The sequence below is a fragment of the Trichocoleus sp. DQ-A3 genome (assembly GCF_039961975.1).
In the GTDB taxonomy this organism is placed as follows: Bacteria; Cyanobacteriota; Cyanobacteriia; order Cyanobacteriales; family FACHB-T130; genus FACHB-T130.
The window spans coordinates 53,674-76,091 of the sequence record NZ_JAMPKC010000020.1 but is presented as its reverse complement, the minus strand read 5'-3'; the positions used below and the strand labels follow the sequence as shown (position 1 = coordinate 76,091).

The 22,418-nt window shown below is 48.0% G+C and carries 14 protein-coding genes, 1 tRNA gene and 1 riboswitch; of the genes, 7 read left to right on the top strand and 8 right to left on the bottom strand.

Features of this window, described 5'->3' with window-relative positions; genetic code table 11:
- Positions 1–89 precede the first annotated feature (89 nt).
- From NDI44_RS22310 to NDI44_RS22295, 4 genes are all read left to right on the top strand, one after another.
- Positions 90–1,223, top strand: coding sequence for a geranylgeranyl reductase family protein (locus tag NDI44_RS22310; RefSeq protein WP_190411991.1), 1,134 nt, complete (start codon positions 90–92; stop codon positions 1,221–1,223).
- A 190-nt stretch (positions 1,224–1,413) separates the two neighbouring features.
- Positions 1,414–2,295 (top strand): tetratricopeptide repeat protein, encoded by an 882-nt coding sequence (locus NDI44_RS22305; RefSeq protein ID WP_190529175.1) that lies wholly within the window; start codon positions 1,414–1,416, stop codon positions 2,293–2,295.
- A 433-nt stretch (positions 2,296–2,728) separates the two neighbouring features.
- Positions 2,729–3,187, top strand: coding sequence for an NADAR domain-containing protein (locus tag NDI44_RS22300; RefSeq protein ID WP_190411989.1), 459 nt, complete (start codon positions 2,729–2,731; stop codon positions 3,185–3,187).
- A gap of 265 nt (positions 3,188–3,452) precedes the next feature.
- On the top strand, positions 3,453–6,911 hold the full coding sequence (locus NDI44_RS22295) for a GAF domain-containing protein (RefSeq protein ID WP_190411988.1): 3,459 nt from the start codon (positions 3,453–3,455) through the stop codon (positions 6,909–6,911).
- A 159-nt stretch (positions 6,912–7,070) separates the two neighbouring features.
- On the opposite strand, the gene NDI44_RS22290 is transcribed toward NDI44_RS22295, so the two are convergent.
- A complete protein-coding gene (locus NDI44_RS22290; RefSeq protein WP_190411987.1) occupies positions 7,071–10,319 on the bottom strand; it encodes an efflux RND transporter permease subunit in 3,249 nt (1,082 codons plus the stop codon).
- 100 nt (positions 10,320–10,419) lie between these two features.
- Positions 10,420–11,868, bottom strand: a complete 1,449-nt coding sequence (locus NDI44_RS22285; RefSeq protein WP_242037029.1) for an efflux RND transporter periplasmic adaptor subunit — start codon at positions 11,866–11,868, stop codon at positions 10,420–10,422.
- Between the two features lie 296 nt (positions 11,869–12,164).
- Between NDI44_RS22285 and NDI44_RS22280 the strand changes: the two genes are divergently transcribed.
- Entirely contained in the window at positions 12,165–12,770 is a 606-nt protein-coding gene (locus tag NDI44_RS22280) for a hypothetical protein (RefSeq protein ID WP_190411986.1), read from the top strand.
- A gap of 70 nt (positions 12,771–12,840) precedes the next feature.
- Here the strand turns inward: NDI44_RS22280 and NDI44_RS22275 are convergent, their stop codons facing one another.
- Complete coding sequence (locus NDI44_RS22275; protein WP_190412003.1) at positions 12,841–13,383, bottom strand: redoxin domain-containing protein; 543 nt, start codon at positions 13,381–13,383, stop codon at positions 12,841–12,843.
- Between the two features lie 474 nt (positions 13,384–13,857).
- Between NDI44_RS22275 and NDI44_RS22270 the strand changes: the two genes are divergently transcribed.
- Entirely contained in the window at positions 13,858–14,004 is a 147-nt protein-coding gene (locus tag NDI44_RS22270) for a tetratricopeptide repeat protein (protein WP_190411984.1), read from the top strand.
- A gap of 83 nt (positions 14,005–14,087) precedes the next feature.
- Here the strand turns inward: NDI44_RS22270 and NDI44_RS22265 are convergent, their stop codons facing one another.
- On the bottom strand, positions 14,088–14,693 hold the full coding sequence (locus NDI44_RS22265; protein WP_190411983.1) for a peroxiredoxin: 606 nt from the start codon (positions 14,691–14,693) through the stop codon (positions 14,088–14,090).
- 145 nt (positions 14,694–14,838) lie between these two features.
- On the opposite strand from NDI44_RS22265, the gene NDI44_RS22260 reads away from it, so the two are divergent.
- A complete protein-coding gene (locus tag NDI44_RS22260) occupies positions 14,839–16,923 on the top strand; it encodes an amylo-alpha-1,6-glucosidase (RefSeq protein ID WP_190411982.1) in 2,085 nt (694 codons plus the stop codon).
- 71 nt (positions 16,924–16,994) lie between these two features.
- Here NDI44_RS22260 and NDI44_RS22255 read toward each other — a convergent pair.
- The 4 genes from NDI44_RS22255 to NDI44_RS22240 form a co-directional block, all read right to left on the bottom strand.
- Positions 16,995–17,067, bottom strand: a tRNA-Met gene (locus NDI44_RS22255).
- Between the two features lie 126 nt (positions 17,068–17,193).
- Positions 17,194–19,725 (bottom strand): peptidoglycan DD-metalloendopeptidase family protein, encoded by a 2,532-nt coding sequence (locus NDI44_RS22250; protein WP_190411981.1) that lies wholly within the window; start codon positions 19,723–19,725, stop codon positions 17,194–17,196.
- An 861-nt stretch (positions 19,726–20,586) separates the two neighbouring features.
- Complete coding sequence (locus NDI44_RS22245) at positions 20,587–21,051, bottom strand: tRNA (cytidine(34)-2'-O)-methyltransferase (protein ID WP_190411980.1); 465 nt, start codon at positions 21,049–21,051, stop codon at positions 20,587–20,589.
- A 274-nt stretch (positions 21,052–21,325) separates the two neighbouring features.
- On the bottom strand, positions 21,326–21,754 hold the full coding sequence (locus tag NDI44_RS22240; protein WP_190429744.1) for a hypothetical protein: 429 nt from the start codon (positions 21,752–21,754) through the stop codon (positions 21,326–21,328).
- Positions 21,748–21,832, top strand: a riboswitch (cyclic di-GMP riboswitch). It overlaps the preceding gene by 7 nt.
- Positions 21,833–22,418: the final 586 nt, after the last annotated feature.

Below are 22,418 nucleotides of genomic sequence, written 5' to 3'. Positions count from 1 at the left end.
AATTACCAGTGAGTGTCAAGCGTGAGGATGTAAATTCTTCGCTTAACAAGCTTAAATTGCAAGTGTGTTCAGAAGCAAAAATTAACACGATGTTTGACTGCATTATTGTCGGTGCTGGCCCAGCAGGTGGAACCGCAGCTTATCATCTAGCTAAGGGAGGACGTTCGGTTTTAGTCTTAGAAAAAGACGCAATGCCGCGTTACAAACCGTGTGGGGGTGGAGTATCACCAGCGATACAAGAGTGGTTTGATTTTGATTTTTCTCCAGCGATTTCCTTAAAACTCAAATCACTCCGCTACACCTGGAAAATGGGCGATCCGGTGGAAGTAGGGCTGGAAACAGGACAACCGATTTGGATGGTAAGGCGAGACGTTTTCGACAACTTCCTGATGCAGCAGGCGCAGCAACAAGGCGCAGAACTGCGAGACAACACTGAAGTAACGGGGATTGAGTTTAAGAGCGATCGCTGGCAAGTCAACACCGCCAATGGACCCGTTGAAGGTCGCTATCTGATTGCCGCAGACGGAGCCAAAGGGCCAATGGCTAAGTGGTTAGACTTTAAAGAGCGCAAACGGCGTCTGGCTGGAGCCTTAGAAGCAGAAATACCTGCCCAAAATACCAACCAACAAAAGATTCATTTTGAATTTGGGATGGTCAAAAATGGCTATATTTGGAACTTTCCTAAAGCAGACGGATATTCTATCGGCGTTGGCACGTTCATCGGCGGTGAACCCCAAGACTTTAAGAAAATTTTGGCTGAGTACGCCAAATCTTTCGGCGTAGAGGTCAATCAGAGCAAGCAATATGGTCATCCCCTTTCTCTATGGGATGGCAATCAAAGGCTGCATACGCAAAATGCAGTTTTAGCCGGAGAAGCCGCCTGTGTCGTCGATCCGTTTACTGCTGAGGGAATTCGTCCCTCAATGTTTAGCGGCTTGAAGGCAGCGGAAGCGATTGACAAATCACTCTCCGGGGATGGCAATGCTCTGGAAAGATATACCAGCACGATCGCCGAAGAATGGGGATCGGATATGCAGTGGGCACAACGCTTAGCAGGAGTGTTCTACAGAGTTCCCAAGATTGCTTATCGAGTCGGTGTTAAGCGCCCTGGTGCCACTGAGCGCATGGGCAAGATTCTGTGCGGAGAAAGTCGTTACTCTGAAGTGGCAGAGAGTGCTATCAAACGCCTCAGTAAGAGCATGATACCGGGAATGGGTGGGTAAAACGATTGAGCATTTAGTTAGTAAGGGTTGACTTCTTTTGGGTGGGCAAAAGCCCACCCAGATAAGATTTGGTAGGTATTCCTCACTCTACAAAATTAAATTTTTGAGAGTGCAACCCCCTTTTAAATCGTCAGTGGTGCAATTTCCTCATGTGTTATATTGGGGCTTTCATCCAGAAACTTGCTAGGTTATGTCTTCTAGGACTGCAAAGTTATCCAGGTTCGGGCTGATGATTTTAGCAGCGGGATGCTTAAGCTTCCTGACGCTAGGTTGTCAAAAATCAGAGGCTGACGCTAAAAAGTATGTTGACTCAGGAAATACTCTAGCTCAACAAGGCAAATTAAACGAAGCGATCGCTGACTACAACAAAGCCGTTGAGATTAATCCCAAGGACGCAGAAAGTTACAATAAGTTAGGAACTATTCTGGTCAACCAAAAGAAATTTCCTGAAGCCAGTGATGCTTTTCAAAAGGCAATTGCAAATAGTCCGAAAAATATAGAGCTATATCATAAATTAGGATTTGTTCAGGTTCAAGAAAAGAAACTGGAAGAAGCATCTGCTACTTTTAAAAAGGCAATTGAAATTGACCCGAAAAATGCCAAATCCTATAATGACTTAGGGTTTATTCAGGTCAATCAAGGCAAATTACCTGAAGCAGCTGCTAACTTCAAAAAGTCAATTGAAATTGACCCGAAAAATGCCAGATCTTACAATGATTTGGGAGTTGCTTTAGGTGCCCAAGGTGACAGTAAATTACCCGAAGCGACTGAGGCTTTCAAGAAGGCAATTGAAATTGACCCGAAAAGTGCAGATGCACACTATTTCTTAGGGGTTGCCTTGGTCAAACAAGGAAAGTTAAATGAGGGAGTAGCAGCTCTCAAAAAGACCACCGAAATTGCTCCGAAAGCAGCACCTGCTTACTTTGGTCTAGGGGTAGCTCTAAATCAACAAGGTAAGAAGTCTGAGTCAATCGAAGCGATGAAAAAAGCCAGAGACTTGTTTAAAGAGCAAGGTCAAACTCAGCAAGCTGACCAGATCGATCAGGGACTAAAGGCTTTAGGGAAACAGTAACCAGTTTTAACACTCCCGTTCCCTGAAAAGAGGATAGAGTTTTTACTCCCAGGAGTAGGGGCACGATTGTTGATTTAAAAAGTAGGGGCACGGCAATGCTGTGCCCCTATAATGGTTGAGCGATAAGGTTTTCTGAAAGTTCTGTAACCAGGCAACCAGCCCCAGGGAAACACTGAATACGGTTTGGTTAGGGCGAAAAATACCAAAGTTCGCATTTGTTGGATTTCGTTTCTCCACCCAACAAACAATAATTTTCACCGAACCATATTGGGGAGACAGACCCAAAGCTGGGTTGGGATGTTGGCAACAGGTACTTACCATCCTCAACTTTGATAATGCTGAATACTCGAGCGGCTGAAAGTCGCCTACTCGACTGCATCCCTTGCAGCAACAAGCATGGTAGAACTGGGACAAGCACTTTTATAGTTTCGACATGACGATTTACTTTTATAAATTTGAAGATCCCTACGGATGTTTTTCCAACTTTTCTCCTCATAACATTTATCTGCTGGGTCAAGATTGGATGACGGTGGAGCATTATTATCAAGCGCAAAAATTTGTTGGCACCGAGGATGAAGCGTTAATCCTAGCGATCGCTAGCGCGAAGACGCCAATGGAAGCCGCGACACTGGGACGCGATCGCACCCGCCGCATCCGTCCGGACTGGGAACAAGTGAAAACCCAAATTATGCGCGAAGCCGTGCTAATCAAGTTTCTAACTCACCTAGAGATTCAATCCATTCTGCTTTCTACCGGCGATTGTCCGATCGTGGAGGATTCTCCCACCGATTATTACTGGGGTTGCGGTGTAGAAAAAACTGGACAAAATCATTTGGGAAAAATCCTGATGAGTGTCCGTCAAGAAATCCGGCAACGGTTAGGAAAAAAGTAGCGTTACTCCTTTGCGAATTTATATATTTAGCTAATCTGAACTAGCGATTTTTTAGGGGAAATATTTTTAACTTTTAATAGCACGACTTACATAAACTGTCAACATTTTTAAGTTATTTTTTCTTGAAAATATTAAAGTTAACAATAATTTTAAAACTTTTATAAGATCAATAGTTTTACGAATACCCAGTATGACTTTTCAGTTACAGAATAGAAATATACAAAAACATTCATGCCTGAATTTATAAAAGTGGTGGATAGAGGGAATGAGCTTAAGTGATAATACGCAAACAATGCAGCACGAAATAGACCAAGCAAGCTTATTACACGGAATTACCAATCGGATTCGGCGATCGCTAGAATTGCCAGAAATTTTGACATCGACAGTCGCTGAAATTCGCTCATTGCTTGAAACCGACCGCGTGATGATTTATCGGTTTCATGCCGATAGCAGTGGAGAAGTGATTGCCGAGGCAATTGATAACAATCGCCTGCCATCTTTGATGGGACTAAATTTTCCGGCTGATGACATTCCTCCCCACGCCCGCGAGATGTTTCTGAAAGCTCGCCAGCGCTCAATTGTCGATGTTTCCTCAGGGTTGATTGGTCTGAGTTCCTTGGATTGCGCCCAGACAGGTACTGCTTTGAAGGCGGAAGATGTTCGCTATCGCCCAGTAGATTCCTGCCATATTGAATATCTCACGGCAATGGGAGTCACATCTTCCCTCGTGGTGCCGATTCTATATCATGATGCCCGCACGCAGGAGACCCAGCCGGAACTATGGGGTTTATTAGTCTCTCATCACGCTGAATCGCGTTCGGTTTCGGAACAAGAACTGCAAATCGTCCAGTTAGTGGCAGATCAAGTTTCAATTGCGATCGCTCAATCTACCTTACTCGAACTCGCCTGCGCCCAAGCAACGCGGGAAGCGCGGATTAACCGAGTCGCCACCCTGCTCCATGCACTACCAACGATTCAGCTTTCTGAAGCCCTTACGGAAACGGTTGCAGCCTTTAAAGGTTGTGGGGGCAGAATTTACATAGCGGCAGAAAATCCAAGTCAAGCAATCCTATTTGCCTGCGGCGATCAACCGATGCTAGGAGCCATCGGGAAAGATCGTCCGCTTGAAGAGCATCCCGTTTGGCAGGAATATTTAAAATTACAAGACACTGCCTGCAATCCCATCAAGGCAGTGACGGATCTCTATAAAGAACCTCATCTGCGAGTCATCGCGCCAGCGTTCCGCACGACTCGAATTCGGGGCATCCTGATTGTCCCCCTCCAGTATCGTCAGCAGTTTCTGGGATACTTGTGCATTTTTCGTAATGAAATTGATACGGAAACTTTGTGGGCTGGAAATTTCGACCCGGATCGGAGACAACTGCAACCTCGTAATTCCTTTGAGGCATGGAGGGAACTGAAACGAGGTCAAGCACAAGCGTGGACGCCGGGAGAAATTGAACTCGCTCAAGCCTTGGGTCATCACTTCTCAATGGCGATTGAGCAGTATCTCCTGTACACACAGGTGCAGTCTCTCAATAGCAACCTGGAGCATCAAATTCAAGAGCGAACTGTCCAGCTAGAACAGTCCTTAGAGTTTGCCAAAGTCCTCAAGCAAGTCACAGACCAAATTCGCAGCACTCTGGATTTAGAGAAGATCCTACAAAGCATTGTGCAGGAAGTCAGGAAACTGCTAAGCACAGACCGAGTGGTAATTTACCAGTTCACCAGAAGTTGGCAAGGGGAGGTGGTTGTAGAAGCAGTGACAGGCAGATGGAACTCAATTCTGGGAGAGATATACGAAGATGAATGCTTTCCTCAGGAGTACGCCTCTGCTTACCAGCAAGGAAGGATTCGAGCAATTCATAACGTAGCTGAGTCAGATTTACATCCCTGTCATATAGAGTTTTTACTGAAAATTCAGGTTCAAGCCAACTTAGTTGTCCCGATTAACATGGGGGAACAGCTATGGGGGCTACTAATTGCCCATGAGTGCCAAGCTCCTAGGGAATGGAAGACTGCTGAAATTGATTTGCTGCAACAGCTGGCAAATGAAGCCGCGATCGCAATTCAGCAAGCCGAACTCTACGAACAAAGCCGTAGTGCCGCTGCGACTGCTACCGCTCAAGCACAACAGTTAGAACAAGCTGCCGAACAACAGCAAGCATTGTTTGGAGTAATTACGAAGATTCGAGAATCCCTCGATCTAAATACAATCTTCAAAGCAACGACCACTGAAGTCCGACAACTGCTAGGGGCTGACCGAGTGGCAGTATTTCGCTTATATTCCGCCTCTGGCTCGCTGGATGATGAATTTGTCTCAGAAGACGTATTACCAGCTTTAAAGCTGATTTTAGGAACCAAAGTTTACGACCGCCACTTTTCCCAAAACTATGCTGTACTTTATCAACAGGGTCGGATTCAAGTAGTTGATGACATCTACAACGCAGGCTTAACTGATTGCCATATCGAGCTGCTGGAGCAATTTCAAGTCCAAGCTCAACTCGTGGTGCCACTGCTAAAAGGGGATATCCTTTGGGGATTGCTCTGTATCCATCAATGCTCGCAAAAGAGACATTGGGATGTCTCGGAAATTGAGTTCGTCACCCAGACTGCTGTTCAGCTGGGAGTTGCAATACAGCAAGCAGAATTACTCGCTCAAACCCAGCATCAAGCAGAACAACTCGCTTGTGCCCTCCAAGAATTACAACAAACCCAAACCCAGCTGATTCAGACAGAAAAAATGTCGAGTTTGGGACAGCTAGTCGCAGGTGTGGCTCACGAAGTCAACAATCCGGTTAATTTTATTTACGGCAATCTCATTCACGTTGGCGAGTACGTAAAAGATTTGATCGATCTGTTGCATTTATACCAAGAGCGTTATCCCCATCCCGATCGAGAGGTTGTCAAACACGCAGAAGCAATCGATTTGGAATTCATTGCTGATGATCTGCCTAAAATGCTGTCGTCAATGAAGGTGGGAGCCGACAGAATCCGTCAACTGGTGCTGTCTCTGCGGAATTTCTCTCGCCTTGACCAAGCCGAGATGAAACGGGTGGATATCCATGAGGGTTTAGACAGCACGCTGTTAATCTTGCAACATCGACTCAAAGGGAAGGGTAATACTCCTACGATTGAAGTTGTAAAGGCTTATGGCGAGCTGCCCTTAGTTGAGTGTTATGCCGGTCAGCTCAATCAAGTGTTTATGAATGTCCTTAGCAATGCGATTGACGCGCTGGAGCAGCAAAACAACTGGGATCGATCGAACCACCCGATGGAAAGGGGAGAAGCTGCTGGTTATTTGCACCACGCAAGTGACACAGATACTGCCCTAACATCATCAGACGTTAAAACTTCACCCGCGCAGATTACTATCCGCACCTTTTTGAAGGAGGAAGCAGAAAGAATAAAAGGTGAAAAAATACAGGAGCAAGAAGGAAGGATAAAGCATGAAACAGATTCACTTATTCATCCTTTCGTTCCTCATCCTGCTAACGTGGTGATTCAAATTATTGATAATGGCTCTGGTATGCCAGAGGCGGTGCAGGCGCAAATCTTCGATCCTTTTTTCACGACAAAGCCGGTTGGTAAAGGCACAGGTTTGGGACTGTCGATCAGCTATCAAATTGTGGTAGAAAAACACGGCGGCGTTTTTAAGTGTTCTTCTCAACCAGACAAGGGCACTGAGTTCTGGATTGAAATTCCCGTTCGCCCACAAAATTGAAAGAAGCAATTGATGCTGGGCCAAAAAACGAACTCTCTACACACTCGGAACCTCACCGCTAACCCCTCTCCGTTGACGGAGAGGGAATATTGAACTCCTTCCCGTTGACCGGGAGGGACAGGGGTGGGGCTAAACTCTGAGTGCTAAAGACAGCACAAATTAGAACTTCCGATCGCTCGAAAAAGTTTTACGGGCAAATTTTCTCGATAGCGATCGCTGCCATTTCAGTACCTGCTGGCTTCCGGGTACTTCGTGCAGCAGCACATACAAACAGGGAATAATAAACAGGGCGAGGATGGTGGCGATAGACATCCCAAAAAAGACGACGATGCCCAAAGGTTGCAGGAATTCCGAGCCTTCGCCGATGCCCAGCGCTAGCGGCAGTAAGCCCAAAACCGTCGTGATGGTAGTCATCATAATCGGTCGCAGACGTTGGGGAGCAGCTTTAATGATGGCAGTTTGGCGATCGCATCCTTCCCGTTCCCGAATCTGGTTTGCTAGCTCGATCATGATGATAGCGATATTCACCACAATTCCCACCAGCAGAACGGCACCGACTAGAACAGTAGCACCGATGGCGGTTTTAGTGACGTAAAGCCCGATAATTCCCCCAGCTAAAGCTAATGGCAAAGTCAGAATAATTGCCAGGGGGTCAATCAATGAGTTATACTGCACCGCCATGACTACGAACACTAAGAAGGCTGATAGCGCCCCCAAAGTTTTCAGAGAGTTTTGCAACTGCTGATTGGTTTCGGATGCGGAACTAGGAAGCACAGTCACACCTTCAGGTAACTGCAAATTCCCTAATACTTGATCTACCTCTGCAAGGGCATCGCTGAGGTTTGCTCCTTCGCTCAAACTCCCAGCAATGATAAAAACCTGTCGCTGGTTGATCCGCTGCACTTCGCCAGGAGCTTGACCTTCAGAAACAGTAGCGACATCACCCAAACGAACTAAGCTGTTGTTACTGACAAATAAAGGCAGCTGTTCTAATTGCGAAGCGCGTTGCACCGATTCTTCATTGAATTGTACGCGCACATCTACTAAGCGATTGCCTCTTTGCAACTGCGTTGGTACAGAACCCTCGATTGCTGTCTGAATCGTTTGCCCAATGTCTTGCGTCGTCAACCCCAACTCCTCTGCACGCTCCCAATCCGGTCGAATCTGCACTTCTGGTTGCCGAGGGTCAGCATCTGGTCGAAACGTTGCACTTTTTACTTGCTCATCCAAGGCTTGCACCACTTGCCGCCCTGCCTGTTGCAGCGGTCGATCTTCGTTTCCTTGGAGGATGATATCAACATCCGCTCCCCGCACTGGCGAGTTCGTTAGGATGATACCTCGCACCTGACCGGGATTGAGCCGCAGACGAATCCCCGCTAAATTCAGTTTATTTAACTCTTGGGTGACTTTTTCGACAAACTTCTCGACATCTGTACCGGATTTGAGGGTGATGGAGCTGGAACCTCGGAGGGGATTTGCACTGGTGCTACTGCCGAAAAGAGAACCTCCGGCTGTGCTAAATACATAGTCAGTTTCGGGCTGTTTTGTGAGAATTTCGTCAACCATTGCCATCACTTTCCGGTTAGTTTCCACGCTAGTTCCCGGAGGAAACTGGGCAGATAAATTTGCTTGACCAGTGCTAATACGAGGCAGAATTTCTTGAGGAATTTGCCCTGCCATCCACAAGCTACCGCCTCCCAAAACCAGAACCGAAATCGCAATTATCAATATTCGATAAGGCAGCGCCCTCGTTAAAGTGCGAGTATAGCTGCCAGTTGCCGCCTCAAAAGAACGGTTAAATTGCCGCAACAACTGAAACTCACCTACCCGACTCGACCAGCGGATAGCCAATAGCCGAGATGTGAGAACAGGTACAACGGTCAGAGCTACTAAAAGTGAAGCTGCGACTGCAAAGCAAATCGTCAGAATTAATTCATTAAATAGTAGTGAGAAAAAGCCACCAATTAGCAAGAATGGCACTACAGATACCAGGTTAGCGCCTGTAGCAGCAACCATTGCTGATTCTACTTCCTGGGAACTGACAATCGACTGATCAATTATCTCTTGTTTGTTTAACCGTTGCTTTGTCCGAGTGCCTGGAGTCATGCCAATGCTTTCCGCAATGTTCTCCATGATCACGACGCTGGTGTCAATCGCCTGACCAATCCCCAACGCCAGACCTCCCAAACTGAAAACATTCAAAGACAAGTCAAAAAACTTCATCAAGACGATAGCCGTCAGAGTACAAAGGGGAATCGTCAGGGAAATAATCAAAGTTTGTCGCAGTGACCCTAAAAAGAATAAAACTGCTACGGCTGCAAGTAATGCTCCGGAGATGGCAGAAACGATGACATCATTCAGGGAGTTGCGAATAAATTTTGACTCATCTAAGGTGGGTAGCAGTTTCATGTCTGCGGGAATTACACCCGATTGGCGGAGTTCTTCGATGCGTTTTTTAACTCCTTCCACCACCTCGATAGTATTGGCATCTGGTTGCTTTTGAATGCTGAGTTTTACCGCTGGTTGCCCATTAAGATAGACAAATACCCGCTGGTCTTCTGTACCATCAATGACTTCGGCAAAATCTCTTAGATAAACGCGAGATTGTGGTAAAAGTGCAGGGCTTTGCGCTCCTACTGGGCTGGGAGTTGAGGAAGCAACTTCAAAGGAGAGATTGCTAATTTCCTGTGCATCCTGAAAGCGTCCGACGGTACGGGTTAGCGTTTGGGAGTCTTTGCCTTGCAAGCGACCCCCAGAGATGTCCTGATTGCGATCGCCTAAAGCATTCAACACATCTACCAAACTCACCCCCAGCGCCTGTAAGCGATTCAGGTCAATTTGCACCCGCACTTGTTCTTCCACCCCACCCGCAACATCGACGGCGGCGACACCATTGACTACACTGAGTTCGCGGGATAATTCTTCATCGGCAAATACCCGCAAATCCGCATCCCCCAGGGAAGAGGATTGCAGCGCCATTTCGTAAACGGGTAGCTGGGAGGGGTCAACTTTAAACAAACGCGCATCTTCGATGGTGCTGGGGAGTCTGCTGCGACCCCGGTTAAAGGCAGCAGTGGCATCGTTGAGCGCTTGGTCAATGTTGCCTCCCGGTTCAAAGAATAAGTCTAAACTCACCTGCCCTTCGCGGGTTTGGGAGTAAACTTGCACCACTCCTTGTGTGGTACTTAGAGTTTCTTCTAGCGGCTTGGTAATTTCATCAACTCCCACTTCGGGGGAAATTCCAGGCGCTTCTACCCGCACGCCAATTCGCGGATAAGTGATAGATGGCAACAAATCGACTTGGAGTTGGGAGAGAAAGAACACTCCCATCACCAACACAGATAATGTGAGCATGAGTGTGCCGATATGGCGGCGGATGGCGATCGCGCTTAGGCTAAATCCAGACATAATAATTTTGAATTTTGAGTTCTGAATTTTGAGTGAATTCGGAATTTTGAGTGCATGAGTGAGTTTTGAATTAAGAATTCAAAGCTCAAAACTCAAAACTCTAGGGCTTTGCGGTTTCTGATAAAACACTTAAGCTGACAAGTTCGCCATCCTTGAGCGGCTTACCAGCGCGGCTGACAAATCGCTCTCCTGGCTTTAATCCCGACAGAATTTCTACTTTTCCATTTACGCGATCGCCCACTGTCACCGATCGAGCCTGCACTCTTGGCTGTTGCCCTTCACGAGTCACAACAAACACCGTCGCTTTGTTGGATTTGGCATTTTCTTGGGAGTTGGAAGCGCTCTCTCCCTCGCTCCTTGCCTGTCCCCCTTGTGCCTGCCTCCCTTGTGTCTGTCCTCCTTGTGCCTGTCTCCCTCTCTCTCCTGCTTCTTGCAGCGCTGTTTGCGGCACCACTACCCGTTGGGATGCATTTGAGGCAAAGCTGACCCGTGCTAACAGTCCGCTGCCGATCTCACCCTTGGGGTTGGCAATCGTGACTTCTACCGGCACTTGACGAGCCGCTACATTCGCCGCCGGAGAAATGCGAGCTACTTGTCCAAGAAATTCCCTGTTCTTGAAGGCATCTAATTGCACCCGCACCGATTGTCCAGCCCGGATATTTGACAATTCCAATTCTGAAACTGGCACCACTACTGTGACGCGGCTGAAATCTCCAATTTTTAAGATTTCACTACCTGGATTCGCTAAATCCCCCGGTTCTAACCCTTTAGCAACGACAACGCCGCTAATGGGGGAAGTTAATACTGAATAAGATTGGCGTTCGCGATTTTGAGCCAGTACAGATTGTTGCGCCTTGACTCTGCCTTGAGCCGCTACGACTGCTTGCTGTTCTGTACTCACCTGTGCCTGAGCAGAGAGCAAAGCTTGTTGAGCCGTTTGAGCTTCGGTTTGAGCTAATTCTGCTTGTTGCTGAGCGATCGCACCCTGTCTCGCCAAGCCAGCCAGTCGCGCCGCATCCCGCTGTGTTTGCTGCAATTCAACTTTTGCCTGTTCCACCTGTGTCCGGGCATTAGCTACCTGAGTTCGGGCGCGGGCAACTTCTGCTTGAAGCGTTGCGAGTTCTGCTTGCGCCTGATTCACGCTAGTCAACAAGGTGGTGTCATCTAATTGGGCAACAATTTGACCCTGCGCCACCCGATCTCCCACATCTGCTTTAAGAGAGAGCAGCCGTCCTTCCACTTGGGGTTGCACCGAGACTTCTCTGAGTGGGCGAGTCGTGCCGATAAATTTTACATCTTCTTGAAGCGATTCGCTGCGAGCGATCGCCACATCCACTGGTGTAGGTTTTCCTTGCCCCCCTTCTTGCCCTCTGGGAGATTGAGCCTCCGCTTCTGCTTTCGGCAGAATGCCACAACTGGTCAACCCAGGCATCCCTAAAACAGCAAATATCAATATAAATAGGGGAATTTTTTGATTTTGCCGTTGGCTTGTTGATTTTTGACTCGTTTGCTGCCGAGAGGCTTGAGCAGCAGATATATCAGGAGACATACGCTTAAGTTGCACTTGGGTGTTCCACTCAGGAGACGGTTCGGACTCGCCTTGGGCGGGGCTGTCCAGCGGTGAGATGCAAAGGCAACAGGTTAGCTCTGTGCCTGCCTGTCTATTTAGACTGCTGATAGTTTACAAACGTTCACTTTACAAATCATAAAGTGCGAAGGCAGTTCTCTTGGTCAGCCTTAAGGTCGGATTTTGGCATTTGCCTTCTGGTTTTGGGCGAGCGATCGCCCTGAGCAACATTCCAGCTGCTATGCTTTTTTTAAAACCCTTGACAAACTCTCAAATCCTTGCGTTACCAATTCTTGCGGGTTAAAAATCTATTTCTGTCAGTCGTCCTGGCGGTGGCTGGGACTGTAGTAATTAGGGCATCCGAGAACGTACCCGTACAGGCTCGTCCCGCTCCTGTATTTACACGCCATTTAGAGACAATTCAAAGCAGCGTACCGCCTGGGTTGATTATGCGCTTGCCGTCCCAAATTCTCCTCAGTGGCCCCACCGATGTAGATCCTTCTGAGTTGATTGTCCGCGTCTTCCCCTCAGAAACTCCGTTAGCTTATACTGTTAGCCTTTTTACCTGCTACAGTAATCCCCAACCGTGCTTAGTCGGAAGTTTTTCAGTTGAGAGAAAGACTTCTCTCAATGCGATACGAGAATTAGAAAAACATAAAAAAGCAGGCGACCCCATCACCTTAAGGAAAGATATTAGAGGATATTTGTTAGAAGGAAAAAAGCAAAAGCCATCCTATGAATTTTCTTCCGTAATGTGGCAGCAGGATGACTTTATTTATCGCGTTAGTTTTCCCACCATAGAACGGTCAAATATTCTCTTGATGGCTAATTCAATGGCTAACGATGTGCCGCTTTTCCGCAGGTTTTCTCGTCCACTTCCCTGATACTCATCCCAAGTTGCGTTCAGACAAAGTAGGGTCTTGAACGCAACTTATTAGTATTAATTCCAGTAATCTACAATCCGCTGAGCGTCTCTAGCAGCTTCTCCACTTCAGCATTATGGTCGAGGAAGGAGAACAAATGTTTATAGCGCAGAATTCCCTGTTTATTCAGTACGAATTGGGCTGGCAGAGGCGCACCCAAAGCTTGACCCGTACAGTAAGCTCGAAAAGTCCGACAACTGGGGTCGCTGAGCAAGGGCATCTTTAAACCCAGGTCTTTGACAACCGTTTTGCTCTGCTGTTCGTCGGTACTGGTAATCATCAAAACCTCGACGCCCAAACTAGTAAAGCGCTCGTAGTTTTCATTCAGCGCTTTGATGTGAGGAAAGCAGAACGGGCAATATTGCTTTTCGGTGAAGATACGGGTGAAGGCAAGGATAACAGGTTGCTTTCCCTTGTAATTCGATAACTTGACTTTACCCCCATTAGTAATGTCCGGCAGTTCAAATGCTGGAGTCGTTTCACCCAGGTCTAAACGGCTGGTTGCTGGAATCGGCAAGAAATTCTCAAAGAAGCGTTGATTTAACAGTCCGCTAAAGTCAGTAGATGTCAGCATCGGCATATCATTTTGGTCTTATTGCTGTAATTGTAATAGTTCTTTACTTTTTTACGAACAGGGGCGAATCGTGGGCAAGAGAGCGATCGCATCCTTCATCCCTCAAAAAGTCGCCTCTCCATTTCAGGAATGCGATTAACTAACTGACGGATTACTTCTTCTTATTAGAAGTCCCTGAATTTTGTTGTAACATCACTGGGCGCAAGACCCACGTATCAGGATTTACTCGCAGATTCACAGAAAACTGGCGATCCTGAGGGACAAGTAGCCTCTCTTACAAATCTTGGCTATGTGTTATAAGGAGGCTTTGGTAATTGCAAAGAAAATTCCTTTGTTCAGGGAGAAGGGACAGTTTTAGGAAATTTGGGCGTAGTTTTCTTTTCCTTAGAAGAATATAAGCAAACGATTGAGTTTTACGAAAAAGCTTTGGACATTTGGCGGCAAATCAGCAATCAATAGTCTGAAGCCCTTACTTTGGACAATCTGGAAAAGGCTTACCGTGCCTTGGGAGACTATGAAAAAGCGATCGCATACAATCACCAGCATCTAGATATCGTGCAAGCAGCGTTACAGGAGTTAACGCGATCGCAAGCATCAAAAACTAAACCCCAATACATCTGATAGGAAAAATCTCATCAAATGTATTGGGGTGTTTGATTAATTGACGACTGAATCAGTTCTGAAACTAACTCGACACTAGGAATTTAGACGGCAGAAAAGAAGACCTTTGACTTGACGGGGTCGGGAACCATCGTCTTGTCACCGGGTTGCCAACCAGCGGGGCAAACTTCGTCGGGGTTAGTTTGTACGTACTGGATTGCTTGCAGCGTCCGCAGAGTCTCATCGACGTTGCGACCAAAAGCCAGGTTGTTAATCGTAGCGTGCTGAATCACGCCTTCTTTATCAATGATGAACAGCCCCCGGAGTGCAATGCCTGCCTCTGGATCGAGGACATTGAAAGCAGCACTAATCTCTTTCTTAATATCGGAAACGAGGGGATAGTTTAGGTCGCCGACGCCGCCGGACTTGCGGTCTGTCTGAATCCATGCCAAGTGGGAAAATTCACTGTCTACAGAGACACCAAGGATTTCAGTGTTGAGATCCTGAAATTTTGAATAAGCGTCGCTAAAAGCTGTAATCTCTGTAGGACAAACGAATGTAAAGTCAAGAGGATAGAAGAACAAGACTACATATTTGCCACGATAGTCAGACAGTTTGATGGTCTTGAATTCCTGATCGACCACAGCGGTTGCGGTAAAGTCCGGGGCGGTTTGTCCAACCCGAAGACAGCCTTCTGTGTGGTGGGTCATGAATAGATTCTCCTTAAATGGAATAGATTTTGCATTGACTCGTGCTGAGTCAAGGGTAATCTAGTTGAGGTCTACCCTAGACGCAACGACAGCTAATTTACGAACTGTAACAACTATATCATACTCATAACGAGTTTGAGTAGGAATGAAGAATTTGGATACGCGCGAGTGGCTGCTGACCAACGGGTTAGGAAGTTTTGCCAGTGGAACGGTTTGTGATGCTCGGACTCGGACTTATCACGGTTGGTTAATTGCCGCCCTCGATCCGCCGAGTCAGCGCACTTTATTACTGTCTCACCTGGATGCCAGTTTGGATGTAGGAGGACGGGTATTTGCACTGGGGACGAATTTCTGGATAGATGGAAAAATTGACCCTTTGGGCTATGAGCTACTGCGTTCTTTCGACATTGACCCCTTTCCCCGTTGGGTTTGGGGTGAAGATAACTGGCAGCTAAGCAGGCAGCTGGTGATGCCCTATGGCTTAGTAGAAAGTAGCTCACAGAGCGTAAGTAGCGGGAAGGAGACTGAGCAAGTAGGTACTCCCCAGTTTTGTCACCGGATTTTGATTCAGTACCGCTATGAAGGCACTGAGTTGGCTACGCTGAGGTTACGCCCGGTAATTGGCGATCGCGACTTTCACCACCAGCAATCCGGCGCTTCCGGATTGTCCTTCTCGCAATTAGTCGGTCAAAAGCAAATTTGCTTGCAAGGGATGCGTCCTGACTGGACTGGGACTCCCTGGCAATTGCGCTGGAGTAAGGGTCGCTATCAACCAGACACCGTTTGGTATTGGCATTATTACTATCCAGAAGAGAAGCGGCGGGGATTGGGGGACAAGGAAGACCTCTACAGCCCTGGATACCTGACAGTACCCCTACAACCGGGAGACTCCCTCACCCTAGAAGCGAAAGTGGGATTATGTAACTCCAAACAATCACAGCTCAGTTCCCTAGACTTTGAGCAAGCAGTGCAGGTTGAGCAACAACGACTGAAAGCGCTTCGCCGTCCCTTGTTGAGGGTTCATGGCAACGAACCCTCAACCATTGACAATGACATTGACAATGACATTGTCAATGATATTTGGCAGCAGCTGTTGCGAGCAGGCGATCAATTTATTGTCTACCGCGCTTCCATTGCTGGCCCGACTGTGATTGCTGGCTACCCCTGGTTTAATGACTGGGGACGCGATACGCTAATTGCTCTACCAGGACTAGCTTTAGCGACTGGGCGCTATGAGTTGGCGAAGGGACTGCTGGAAACTTTTGGGCGCTATTGTCGGAATGGTTTGATTCCGAATGCGTTTCCAGATACTGGAGCTGAGCCATTTTACAACAGTATTGATGCTGCGCTGTGGTGGATTGAAACTTTGGGTCTTTACCTAGAAGCAACGCAGGATTGGGATTTTCTGGCTCAGCAATATCCTGTGGTGCGGCAGATTTACAAAAGCTTTATGGCTGGCACCCTGTACAATGTCCGGATTGATGCCACGGATGGGCTAGTTACCTGGGATGCGCCAGGAGTGGCGCTTACCTGGATGGATGCGGTGGTTGATGGTCAGCCGGTAACGCCTCGTCGGGGTAAACCTATAGAAATTAATGCTCTCTGGTACTCTGCTTTGTGCTGGGCTAGCCGATGGGCAGAATTGTTATTAAGGGAAGGAGGCGCGAATTCACAGAGGCGGATTAACCAGCGAGAACGCTATATTCAGCAGGCGCAACAGGTGAAGAGATCGCTGCAAAAGTTCTGGAATCCGACGCTGGGATATTTCTACGATACGATCGCACCGGATGATGTGCGAGACCCCACAATTCGTCCGAATGCAGTTTTGGCGCTCTCGCTCTATCATTGCGGGTTTCCTGCCGAGCAAGGGCGGTCTGTCCTCAAGGTAGCAGGCGATCGCTTAGTGACACCCTACGGTCTCCGCAGTCTCGACCCCGCCGATCCCCGCTATGTGGGGACGTATGCTGGGAATCCTCAATATCGCGATCGCGCCTACCACCAAGGTACGGTTTGGAGTTGGCTGATTGGCCCCTTTATCCGAGCCTGGAAGCGCCTCTACGATTCAGAACCCGTCCCTTTTGATTGGCAGCCGATGATTGAACACTTGCAGTCCTCAGCCTGCCTGGGTTCGGTTTCGGAAATTTTTGATGGCGATCCGCCTCATGCAGCTCAAGGAGCGATCGCTCAAGCTTGGTCTATTGCCGAACTCATCCGGCACTATTCCGACTAATGACCACCGAGGGATGAGTACAATCACCAGACTACTCATTCTTCAGACCTGGCTTTTTATAACTTTTAAAATGGCTCTGGCGGGATTTGAACCTGCGACCTTGGGCTTATGAGTCCCCTGCTCTAACCACTGAGCTACAGAGCCAACTTTTCTTAAACAACCTTATCATCCTAGCATACCAGCAAGATTATTGCTACCCTGGCTTAAAAAAAGAGAAAAGACAAAAGAAATATATTTTCTTTTGCCTTTTCCTTTGCTTTTGCCTCTTTCTTAGCGTCGGGGTAGCAAAGCTATCGGGTTGATAGCTCCTTTTCCAGCCGAATGCAACTCAAAGTGAAGGTGAGGCCCCGTGCTGCGTCCGGTGCTGCCCATCTCAGAAATCTGCTGACCTTGCTCAACTGCTTCCCCTTCTCGAACCAGAAGCCGGTTGTTGTGGGCATAGCGAGTTAGGGTGCCATCAGCGTGTTTAATGTCCACCAGATTTCCATAACCACCAGAATTCCAGCGTGCATACACCACGACACCAGGAGCTGCCGCCACTACAGGCGTGCCGACCGGAGCCGCGATATCAATCCCCTTGTGCATCCGTCCCCAGCGCCGACCATAACCTGAGGTTAAAACGCCCTTTGAGGGCCAGATGTAGCCATTAAATTGACCTGGGCTATCCGGCAGGTATGGATTTGGACCAGGGAGGGGCGGTAACTCTGGAGCAACTTGTTGCCCGAAGGGGGGCCGGAGTGTCGGGTTATAAGTGTCCGCTCCGGAGGGCGCTGCTGCCACCAATGGCTTCTGGGTTCTAGCCCGTGGTGCAGCAGGTGGGGGCACTTTGATTTCGATTGCCGCCTGCGATCGCTGTTGTTGCCGTTGCCGCTTTTGCATTTCTGCTTGTACGGCTTCGTTATAACGATTTGGGCTGAATTCTGGATTGATCGGAGTCGAGTATTCAGAACGTTGCAACGGTTTGTTGACGACAGGTGCAACCGGCTCGAATGCGGGAGTCACTGGCACCGAGATGTTAGCAACCGGAACGTTCTGTGAGTTAGCGGTATCCCCGTTTTGCTGGGTACGATACTGCTGCCGTAGTTTGATGATGTCTTCCCGTAGTTTCTCAATCTGGGTGCTGTACTCAGAGTTTTGCTTCAAGCCAGCAGACTGAGTTTGGTTCCTCTCGGCAATCGGTGTGGCAGCGGGTGTGGCAATGGGTAACGGATTACCCGCTACTAACATTGGTTTGACGATAGGTACGTTAGCACTACTTTGCACCCGTACCTGTGTTGCTGCGACGGGTAAGGGAACAGCCGTTGGCAAAGTAGGAACGGAGAGATTCGGTACAGCAACATTAGACTTGGATTGTCTAAGTGCAGCGTTCAAACCAGGAATTACAGTTACAGTCTGTTTTTTCGGGATTTTCAGTGCTTGATTCACTCGAATCATGTTCGGGTTATCTAACTGATTTATCCGCAGCAGTTCTCCTCTGGAAACGCCGTGAATGCGAGCGATCGCATCCACCGTATCTCCCGCCTTGACCTGGTAAACATCTGCCGTTACCCCATTAGGTTCGACGACGGCAATCGGTACGGGTGCCACTGTCTGGATTGGCAGCGCTTGGTTAGTCGCGGTCGGTACTAGGATTGGTACGCTTTCATTCACCCCTATCGGCTGCGGGGATGCTTCTAGCGATTCCCGTGCCTCTGCCGATGGGAGGTGGTTAATCACCTGATTGGGGGCGTTTTCCCCTGGCATCTGCACCGCGATATTGCGTGGTACGGACGGTACTTGGTTGATTACCTGATTGGGGGCGTTTTCCCCTGGCATCTGCACTGCGACCGGAATTTGCACTCTAGGAGCAGCTATTTCTACCTCAGCAGCTTCAGAGCTATCAATTTGGGCTGGTTCAGCGACTTCTAATTGACCAGCAGATGCTTTTGTCGTCTCCTCAGACCGCAACTCCGCCAGACTGCTCTGCAAGCGGCTCCGCTGCTCCTTTAAGCGGCTCATGGCAGCGTCTTGTCTTGCTTTTAATAGCTCATTTACGTTGCCGGGAATCGTGACTGATTGACCCACCGGCAGTCCATCCGATGTTGTCGCTCCAGATGATTGCTGCACCTGTATCGGGCGAACACCATAAGACTCAGATAGCTTTTCGACGGTATCGCCCAGCTTAACTTCGTGAACAATACCGTTCACTGAAGGAATTTTCACCACTTGCCCAGATGGAAGAGCTGAGCTGGACTTGATGTTGTTGGAAGTGGCGATCGCGGCAGGTTCTACCCCATAGTTCTTCGACGATTGCCAAATTGTCTGTGCCTGCTGCACCTTGTGTTCGATAACGCGCGGTGCTGGTTTCGATTCTGCTTTAGCGTCCAGCTCCACCTTCGGGGAAACGGCCTCAGATGTGAATTCTGGCTCTACTACCTTTGGGGAAGCAGCGACAGATTTGGATTCCGGCTTTATTGCTGCGACTGAAGCAGTTGTTTCTGGCTCCACTTTTGAGGCAGGAGCGGCAACAGCAATATCTGTTGCAGCAGGAGCGTTGGTAACAGTCGGCTCTGTGGCGACCGGATCGGCTGCCTTTGCTTCATCGCCTTGTTGCGGCAGCAATAGGCTGGAGGTGCCCATTGAGATTGCCAATCCAATCATGGCGGCAGAGGTGCGAGCCCGACGGTTAACCTCTGGAGAAATTGGCTTCAATAAACCTGACTCTCCCCCGGAAAGCTTTCCTGCGGACAGATTCGCTTTCGCATCTTTGTCTGCTGCACAGGAAGGAACTGATTTAATCTTGTGCGTGAATGGGCGTTTCAAACACGACCTCCTAACTTATGACGAGCGCTTAACTGTCCCTGAATGATTGTTTTTTACCAGTCAATGGGACAAATCACATCAAAAAGTGATTAGGATCACTGCCGGTAATCATACCTAGGCAAGATTACCCTGCTTTTTTGATTTAGACAAGTTTACATGACTGGGAAAATTTAATCATGCACGACCTACATTTGACCCACCCTGCTGAAGACTTCATCATTGCGTTAATCAGGAGCCTTTTGTCAAGAGCTGGCAAGTCAATGGTGTATTCCTTTCTAAGGCGTGCATATTGGAACATACTTGCTTGACTTGCTTTACTCCGGAAGACTGAGAAAACAACTTTTTCGTTGTTGGCATCCTGCTGTTGATCCATTACAACATGAGACTTTAAGCTGGTTTTGCCTTGAATAACAACCGTAGAATCATGGAGAAAACTCTGACAAATGGCATAGAGCATACCGACGCATATTTACTAAAAATCTTCCTAAAGATTGATTCGAGGTTGTTTTAGAGGCTCAGCACTGAAAGATTTTGGATAAAAAAATCTATCAATCAATTTCCCGTTGTTACTCTGTTGTTCATAGAAATTTCTTATCTAAGCCGCGCTCATTCGGTATTCTAGATAGCTGAAGGACGCAAAAGAAACTCTCTCAAGAAAGGGAAAAGAGTCATTCGTCACCGAGTGTTGAGCAAGAAGTCATAGGGAAAGCTCAGCCAGAAATGGTCACAAACAGTTGCCGGTTAACACGTTTGAGATTCCTAGATAAAAGGTCAAACCAAATTTCTAACCTTTAACTCAATCTGCGAACACCTGACTAAAGATTGATAACACGCAATGAGCAAAGGACTTGTTTGCCTCCTTCAGGAGGACAAAATCCCCAGTTGGCGACGCGCTTCAAACAAACCGACTGCGGCACTAACAGAAAGGTTCAGGCTCCGAACGTGCGGCTGTGACATTGGAATATAGACAGTATTGGCACAAAGGGCGAGAACTTCTGGAGGTAATCCAGTTGTTTCGCTACCAAATAATAGCCAGTCATCTGCCCGAAACTCGAACTTCAAGTAGTTATCCCTTCCCGAAACGCTGAAGCCAATCCATCGTCCCCCTCGCTGCTGATGGAATGCCTGAAAATCCTCTAAACCAATGTGGTGGTGCAGATTGACGTAGGGCCAGTAATCCAGACCGGCACGTTTCAGATAGCGATCGCTAATGTCAAAACCCAACGGCCCGACTAAATGCAATTCCGTCCCAGTGGCAGCACAGGTACGGGCAATATTGCCGGTGTTGGGCGGAATTTGCGGCTTGTAGAGAACAACAAACGGCATGAGACTTACTAATTACTCTGGCTCTAACACTAAAATCCACGCTGGAAACTCAAATTATACCCAAAGAGACATGAACCTATACATATTTGTTATATGACTCACCCAGATCAAATTGATTAAATATTCTAATTCCCGAATGATTCTTTTTAGCCAATAAATTAAGCCATAAAAAGGCAAAAAAAGAAATCAGGGGCTAGGAAGGATCGAAGATAAAGAATGAAGGCTTTAGGATAATTCTCTGCCTTCAAGCTTCATTCTCGATCCTTCAAGTGCTTCAGGCAACTAGGCTCTCGCACAATTTGTCTTCCAGTTCGCGCTCTTGGTCTGCCACCGCTTGAATGGCGTCAATCATCACGCTGGAAGTGTCAAAACCTTGGTTTTGGAGATTTAACCATCGCTGAGCCGAATTTCCTTCCCGGAGAATCTTTTTCAGGGGTGACAAGAAACAGCGAAAGCCCATCTGTTTAGACAGATCCCAAACTTCGCCGGTTATTTCTTCAATCCAATCTCGCGCCAGAATCGGTCTGCCGTCTTGCCAATGTCTCAGAGTTGCATCCAAACTTTGACGGGCGGCGGCGTCTTCGTTGGCGTCAGTCAGGGTAATTAAGTCTTGTGAAGACAATTGACTCATTTCCAGGGGATCGAGGCTAGGGTCATCAATCAACTGCAAAAGTCGGGCTTCTAGCAAGGCTGTAACCGCCAACAAGGCAACCGGATCGATGATTAGGTCGCAAATTCTCAGTTCTAGGCGATTAAGGTCGTAGGGGCGCTGGTTGCCATTTGGTCGCACGGATGACCAGAGGTGGCGGACATTTTGCATTGTCCCGGCGGCTAATTGGGCTTTCGTCCACTGGATAAAGTGGGCGTGGCTTTCAAATAAGGGAACGTGGGCTGGGGTTTTTGGAAACAGTCCCCAGCGAGTCGAGTGATAGCCAGTGGCTTTCCCATCCAAAAACGGGGAAGAAGCACTGAGAGCGAGGTATAAGGGTGCTTCTAGGCGGACAAGGCGAATCGCCCGCATCAGGGTTTCGGGATCGCTGATGCCAATGTTGATGTGAACGCTGGCGGTGACAACTTTGGTGCCGTAAGTGTTCTCAATGTAGTCGTGGTAAGGATTGCTAGGGTCAGATCGCCAGAAGCGATCGCTGCCTCCTAAAGACAGCGTACTCCCCGGAATCAGGGTGTAATTTCCCAAGCGTTTTAGATACTCTCGGAGTTGCCGTCTAGGGCGTAGCAAGGCACACAATAATCGGTCGTAACAATAAAAGGGTTCTGTGATATATTCCACGTTGCGGCTATCCGGCTCCCGCATGAACCCGTCTAGGTCTGCCACAATCCGATCGGATAAACCCACAATGTCACCATTG

What these genes read in the sequence shown, in the direction of transcription:
- NDI44_RS22310 (WP_190411991.1), top strand. Translation starts at nt 90, where the DNA reads ATGTTTGACTGCATTATTGTCGGTGCTGGCCCAGCAGGTGGAACCGCA.
- NDI44_RS22260 (WP_190411982.1), top strand. Translation starts at nt 14,839, where the DNA reads ATGAAGAATTTGGATACGCGCGAGTGGCTGCTGACCAACGGGTTAGGA.
- NDI44_RS22265 (WP_190411983.1), bottom strand. Translation starts at nt 14,693, where the DNA reads ATGACCCACCACACAGAAGGCTGTCTTCGGGTTGGACAAACCGCCCCG.
- NDI44_RS22290 (WP_190411987.1), bottom strand. Translation starts at nt 10,319, where the DNA reads ATGTCTGGATTTAGCCTAAGCGCGATCGCCATCCGCCGCCATATCGGC.
- NDI44_RS22305 (WP_190529175.1), top strand. Translation starts at nt 1,414, where the DNA reads ATGTCTTCTAGGACTGCAAAGTTATCCAGGTTCGGGCTGATGATTTTA.
- NDI44_RS22285 (WP_242037029.1), bottom strand. Translation starts at nt 11,868, where the DNA reads ATGTCTCCTGATATATCTGCTGCTCAAGCCTCTCGGCAGCAAACGAGT.
- NDI44_RS22275 (WP_190412003.1), bottom strand. Translation starts at nt 13,383, where the DNA reads ATGCTGACATCTACTGACTTTAGCGGACTGTTAAATCAACGCTTCTTT.
- NDI44_RS22300 (WP_190411989.1), top strand. Translation starts at nt 2,729, where the DNA reads ATGACGATTTACTTTTATAAATTTGAAGATCCCTACGGATGTTTTTCC.
- NDI44_RS22295 (WP_190411988.1), top strand. Translation starts at nt 3,453, where the DNA reads ATGAGCTTAAGTGATAATACGCAAACAATGCAGCACGAAATAGACCAA.
- NDI44_RS22245 (WP_190411980.1), bottom strand. Translation starts at nt 21,051, where the DNA reads ATGCCGTTTGTTGTTCTCTACAAGCCGCAAATTCCGCCCAACACCGGC.